5 protein-coding genes and 3 pseudogenes are annotated in these 5,771 nt (G+C 63.0%); 5 read left to right on the forward strand and 3 right to left on the reverse strand.

Going from position 1 to position 5,771, the window contains the following annotated elements:
• Positions 1–120: 120 nt before the first annotated feature.
• From QZ709_RS06880 to QZ709_RS06890, 3 genes and pseudogenes are all read left to right on the forward strand, one after another.
• Positions 121–336, forward strand: a pseudogene (locus QZ709_RS06880) (plastocyanin/azurin family copper-binding protein); the annotation flags it as partial.
• Between the two features lie 79 nt (positions 337–415).
• Entirely contained in the window at positions 416–757 is a 342-nt protein-coding gene (locus tag QZ709_RS06885; RefSeq protein ID WP_207375577.1) for a copper-binding protein, read from the forward strand.
• Positions 758–967: 210 nt separating this feature from the next.
• Positions 968–1,147 (forward strand): hypothetical protein, encoded by a 180-nt coding sequence (locus QZ709_RS06890; RefSeq protein ID WP_207375576.1) that lies wholly within the window; start codon positions 968–970, stop codon positions 1,145–1,147.
• Positions 1,148–1,377: 230 nt separating this feature from the next.
• On the opposite strand, the pseudogene QZ709_RS06895 reads toward QZ709_RS06890, so the two are convergent.
• Positions 1,378–2,645 (reverse strand): annotated as a pseudogene (locus QZ709_RS06895) (IS256 family transposase).
• 305 nt (positions 2,646–2,950) lie between these two features.
• Between QZ709_RS06895 and QZ709_RS06900 the strand changes: the two are divergent.
• Complete coding sequence (locus QZ709_RS06900; protein ID WP_207375624.1) at positions 2,951–3,301, forward strand: DUF4148 domain-containing protein; 351 nt, start codon at positions 2,951–2,953, stop codon at positions 3,299–3,301.
• Positions 3,302–3,368: 67 nt separating this feature from the next.
• Here the strand turns inward: QZ709_RS06900 and QZ709_RS06905 are convergent.
• A pseudogene (locus QZ709_RS06905) lies at positions 3,369–3,614 on the reverse strand (DUF3363 domain-containing protein); the annotation flags it as partial.
• Positions 3,615–3,742: 128 nt separating this feature from the next.
• Positions 3,743–4,312, reverse strand: a complete 570-nt coding sequence (locus QZ709_RS06910; RefSeq protein WP_210570231.1) for a transposase — start codon at positions 4,310–4,312, stop codon at positions 3,743–3,745.
• Positions 4,313–4,423: 111 nt separating this feature from the next.
• Here QZ709_RS06910 and istA point away from each other — a divergent pair.
• A partial coding sequence (istA, locus tag QZ709_RS06915) for an IS21 family transposase (protein WP_294636534.1) occupies positions 4,424–5,771 on the forward strand: 1,348 nt, incomplete at its 3' end.

The following is a 5,771-nucleotide window of genomic DNA, read 5'->3' on the forward strand; positions in this document are numbered from 1 at the left end:
GTGTTTCTTCCTTTCGTTTGCTTGGCGGCTCACGATTGAAAGTCTCTACGGTGGACAACCTCCTGAAAAGTCAAACTTCTACTGCCTCCCCGGCAGAGCCGGGGGGCCTCCTTTTGGTAGCTAGGCACCGAGAAGGAACTGCTGGAGCACCTGGAGCAGATGAAGAAGTTCCCGGACATGGAGCACGACGAACCCGGCAAGGTCACGCTCGCACCGGGCAAGCAGGGTGAAATCGTCTGGCAGTTCACCAAGGCGGGAGCCGTGAACTTTGCCTGCCTGATGCCTGGCCACTATGAGGCCGGCATGAAGGGCGCCATCAAGGTGGGCCGCAAGTGATGGCCTGAAGCGCCCACCACAGCCGGCCCAGCCATGGCAGGGCCAGCCCATAGATCCATCCATTTACCCAGAGGTCACCATGAACACCATCCAACGTCTGCTCACCATCTCCGCCCTCGCCATGGGCGCCGCCCTGCCGCTGGCGGGCCATGCACAGGTCAGTCCCAATTCAGGCCAGACTTCGGCTCCCGCACCCGCATCCATGACCGATGGCGAGGTCAAGAAGGTCGATCTGGACAACGGCAAGATCACCCTCAAGCACGGGGACATCAAGAACCTGGACATGCCCGGAATGACCATGGTCTTTACCGTCCGCGACAAGGGCCAACTCACCAACCTCAAGCCCGGCGACAAGGTGCAATTCATGGTCGTCCAGGAAGGCGGGAAGATGATCATCACGGACATCCAGCCCGTGCGCTGAGCAAATTCACAACCGCGCCATCTCGTCGGACGCGGCAGCCCTAGCCAACCCCTGCACCGCAAGGAGGATGCATCATGGTTCACATTCGCCATACCCTGATCGGCCTCTGTGTCGCCGCCGCCTCCGTGGGCGTGCTGGCGCAAGGCTCCGACGAGCACAAGGACCACCAACGATGCAATTCACGCCGGTGATGGTCAACAGCCTTCTGAGTTGCTCGTTCTGGACCACGGATTCGCACAACAGCCGATCGATCGCCGCAAGGTCCTCGCCGCCGAGCCGATCGATTTCGCGCAGGCGCTGCTCCACCGCAAGACGCTCATCCATTGGAAGCGGCTGTTGATTCAGCCAGACGCGCCCTTTGCGCCCGAACAGATCGCTTGCCGGACATGACGGGATCAAGGGCGCCGCAAGGACTGCATGGATCTCGTTGTTCAAGCGTGTGCGGTGACGATCAATCTGTGAACGGTGTGCCACCTGGCGGCGCAGCGCGAGGGTCTGCTTGTCGGGCATCCAGACCTGCGGCAGAAAGCCACTGGCGTACAGTTGTGCAGGGCGTGTCCGAATTTCTGTGTGTGAGGCTCATTGAACCTTCACCGATATCGTGAAGCTAGTTGAATATCTTACGTGCTCGATTTCGTGAACCGGTCTTCGTAGAGGATCGCGAATTGGTTCATCGCTGATTTCCAGTTGTTGGCCGCCCGTCCCCAGTCCTCGGTGATGTTGCGCAGTGCCAGCCAGATCAGCTTGGTGGCCGCGTCGTCGCTGGGGAAGTGTCTGCGCGTCTTGAGATCAAAGCGCAGCCTCGCATTCACGCTCTCAATCGCGTTGGTGTGTAAATCACCCTGCGCACCTCGGGCGGGAAGGCGAAGAACGGGATGACCTTGTCCCGGACCCTGCGCCAGGCGCCAACGACGGTCGGGAATTTCTGGCCCCATGGCCCCTGGGCAAACGCATCCAGTTCGGCCTCGGCCGCCTCTGCGCTCACGGCCGTGTAGATCGGCTTAATGGCTGCGGCCAGCAGCTTACGATCCTTCCCGCTGGCGAAGTCCAAGCTGGTGCGTATCAGATGCACGATGCAGGTCTGCAGCGTCGTGGCCGGGAACACCGCTTGCAGCGCCTCGGGCATGCCCTTGAGGCCATCGGTCACGGAGATCAGGATGTCATGGACTCCGCGCGTCTTCAGATCGTTGAACACGCAACATCGCAGAACTTGGCGCCCTCGGTGTTCTCGATCCAGATCCCCAGGATGTCACGGCTGCCGTCGGGCAGCACGGCCAGCGCCAGATACACGGCCTTGGAGCGCACCACAGCGTCTTCACGTATCTTGACCCGCAGCGCGTCGAAGAACACGACGGGGCACATGGGCTCGAGCTGGCGCGTCTGCCAGGCCGAGACCTCGCTCATCACCGCGTCGGTGACGCTGCTGATGAGATCGGGCGAGACATCGACCGAGTACATCTCGGCCAGGAAGCCCTGGATCTCGCGCACCGTCATGCCGCGTGCGTACATGGCGGAGATCCAAGTCGTTAAAGCCGGTGAAGCGGCGCTCATGCTTGCCAATGAGCTGGGGCTCGAATGTGCCCTCGCGGTCGCGGGGAACGTCGATGCGCAAGGCGCCGACGTTGGTCAGCACGGTCTTGGCGCTCTTGCCGTTGCGGTGATTGACGGCAGCCCCTTCTGGCTTGGCCTGGCCGGGCGCGTAGCCCAGGTGATGGCTCATCTCGGCGCCCAGCGCTCGTTCAAGAACCGACTTCTTGAACTGCTGGAAGATGCCTTCGAGTTCGGCCGGCGTTACCGGCCCGGGAATGAGTTGCTCCAGCAGCTCGGCTGAGAATTGCGGCTGCGCCGCCTTGTCCGCTGCTGCAGTCGTCTTCGTCTTGCGTGGCATTCATGCTCCTTGTTGACATGCTATGCCTCACACACAAAATTTCTGACAGGCTTTCTGACAGGCTCGCTCGCGCCGATCCACTGGCGACTTCTGTCTACCCGTGTGGTAGATCCTCCGTCCTCCGCGTTTGTCCCCCGCACAGGTCCACCTACTTGCGCTCCAGCTCGCGCCGCTCCCTGATAAAAATGTCATCGGGCTGTCTAGATTCTGTTGGGGTGCGCTCCCTACGATGAACACATCTCCTCAACGCCCAAGCAAGGCATGAGAGATGCAAGTTTTATTCACCATCGCTAGGAGCTTCAACCATGATCCAACAACGCCTCTCCCTTTCTTCCATGATTGCCGCGGCGGCCGCAGTGGTTACCCTGGGCCTTCCAGGGATGGCTTCGGCAGCCTACGAGCATCCTGCCAACAATGAAAAGGGCGTAATCGTTCACCCGGAACACTTCAAGAGCGAGAAAACCCGTGCCCAAGTCAAAGCAGAAGCCGAGGCTGCCATGCGGCAAGGCCTCCTTTCTTACGGCGAAAGCAACTACCCTATCCGCACACCTGATGCAGCAGGTCCAGGCAAGACGCGTGAGCAAGTAATCAACGAATTGCGGAGCGAGTCCCCTGAAGAACGCGACGCGCGTCTGCGTCTCTATTCCCCCGGTTGATTGTCCTCGGTGGGGCTGCAGAAAATTCCTTGGAATCCATTCTGTGGGATTGTTGGCGTCGGCCTGACTAACCTCGGGCCAGCCCAGGCCGCCGTCCAATTTCCCATGACACCCCACCGCCGCGAACCGTCCCGACGAGTCGCTGACCCAGCCGCGGCTCGATCACCGACTTACACGGAACGAGCGAGAATCCCATGCCGTCATCCTGCATCTAGCAGCGTGCACTCGCCAGCATCACGGAACGCCGGTAGATGTCCGCAGCGCGCTGCGCGTCGGCCACGGGTCGATGTTTCTGGCCGGTTTCGGATCCGATCCTGAGGTTTCCCCTCAAACTTCAAGCGCGGCATTGGGATTGCTCCAGCGGCTAATGATCTGCAACAGTGGCTCGGTGGGCGGATCAAGGACAGTAACGATTAACCAGCCCAGTTGATGCACCGACAGCTATGGGCGGCTGCGGCGGTTGGTCAGTTGCCAATGGCGTTGTTGCTGACCGTCGTAGGCCCATTGCCCGACCAGATACAGCACCCACTGCGCCAGCGTGGCGATCAGCACCAGCACGGCCAGGCGCTCGGGCGTGCGCGTACCGCTGCGCTCCAGGCCCAGACCCCAACGCGCATTCTTGGTGTCGCGAAACGATGGCTCGATTTGCATGCGCTGCGCGTACCGCGCCGCAATCGCTGCAGCGCTGAGCTGGCGCAGCGAGCATGAGGCGGCCAGCAGCCACGGCTCGGTTTGCGAGCGGGCATTCTTGCGTGAGTGTTTGCTGCGCGCGCGGGTGCCGCGCACCGTGTGCTTGTGCCGGCCTTTGGGCTCGTGCTTGAGCAGTACCAGCCGGCACACATGGGGGCGCGAGCGCACGCATTCATAAGCGCCCAGGTCGCTCGGCCTGGTGGTGGCTTGCGCCCACACGCTGCGGCAGCTGGCCCAGCGCGCCTGCGGGTGGTCCGCTGGACGCAGCAGATCACGCCCACGGATACGCCCCAGCTGCGTATTCCATGCGATGGCGGACACGATTCCACGCTGAAGGCGGACAGCATTCCAAACTGATGGCGGACACCTGTAGGGTGTTCTGAGTGACCCGAACGCGGCATACGCTGCCCGGTTTTTTGACCGGAACCAGCGATGCCCACACCCAGGGTCACCATGAGCAAACTACGACACACACTGCAACTGCTGCACGGCGGGGCCTTGAGCACCCGTCAAATCGGTGCCGCCCTCGGCATCTCCAAATCCACTGTCAGCGAGATAGCCAGCTACGCGCGCGTGGCCGGCGTGGACTGGGCACTGGCCCAGAGCCTGAACGACGAAGAACTGCAGGCCCGGCTGTACAAGCCAGCGGTGGCGCGCGAGTCCCGGCACCTCGAACCCGACCACGCCCACATCCACCGCGAACTGTGCCGACCTGGCGTGACGCTGCAACTGCTGTGGGAGGAATACCAGCAACAGCACAGCGGTCAGGCGTACAAGTACAGCGCCTTCTGCGAGAAGTACAAGGCTTGGGCCCGGCGCCTGCAGCGCTCCATGCGCCAGACCCACACGGGCGGTGACAAGCTCTTTGTGGACTACGCCGGCCAGACCGTTCCCGTGGTGGATGCCGACACTGGCGAGATACGCCCGGCCCAGGTCTTCGTGGCCGTGCTGGGCGCATCCAACTACACCTACGCCTGCGCCACCGCCAGCCAGAAGGCCACCGACTGGGCGGCCAGCATCATCGCCACGCTGGAGTTCATCGGCGGCGTGCCCCGCCTGCTGGTGCCTGACCAGCCGCGCGCCCTCATGGCCCGCCCCGACCGCTACGAGCCCACCGCGCACCGCCTGCTCGAAGAACTCTCGGCCCACTACAGCCTGGCCGAGCTCAACCGGGCGATTGCCGCCTTGCTGGTGGACTTGAACCAGCGCGCGTTCAAGAAGCTGCCGGGCAACCGCACCAGCGCCTTCGCCGAACTCGACCGGCCAGCCCTGCGTCCCCTGCCGCCGGTGCGCATGCCCATTGCGCGCTTCAAACCCGCCCGCGTCAACATCGATTACCACGTCGAGCTCGATGGCCACTACTACTCGGTGCCCCACGCGCTGGTGGGCGAGCCGGTGGAGTTGCGCATCACGGCCGGCACGGTCGAAGTCCTGCATGGCGGCAAACGGGTGGCCGCCCACGCCCTCAATCCCCGCCGGGGTTCACACACCACCACGCCCGAGCACATGCCGGCCTCGCACTGGGCGCACCTGCAGTGGACGCCGGCCAAGCTCATCGCCTGGGGCGAGCGCGTGGGCGCGGCCACCGCCTCCGTGGTGCGCTGGCAGATGGAGCACCGCCAGCATCCCGAGCAGGGTTACCGCTCCTGTCTGGCATCCCTTTCAAGGTGTTGTCCCTGCTCCCGCAGCAGTAACCTTCGCCCCACAGAGGGAGAACTGCGGATGTGGAAAGAAGTCTTGGAGAGGTTTGAGAGCCATGCGCCGGTGAGCGTGATGACCC

It is taken from the genome of uncultured Aquabacterium sp., from assembly GCF_913773725.1.
Taxonomy (GTDB): domain Bacteria; phylum Pseudomonadota; class Gammaproteobacteria; order Burkholderiales; family Burkholderiaceae_C; genus Aquabacterium.

Excerpts from the sequence above, each read along its gene's own strand:
- QZ709_RS06885 (WP_207375577.1), top strand. The coding sequence starts at position 416 with ATGAACACCATCCAACGTCTGCTCACCATCTCCGCCCTCGCCATGGGC.
- QZ709_RS06900 (WP_207375624.1), top strand. The coding sequence starts at position 2,951 with ATGATCCAACAACGCCTCTCCCTTTCTTCCATGATTGCCGCGGCGGCC.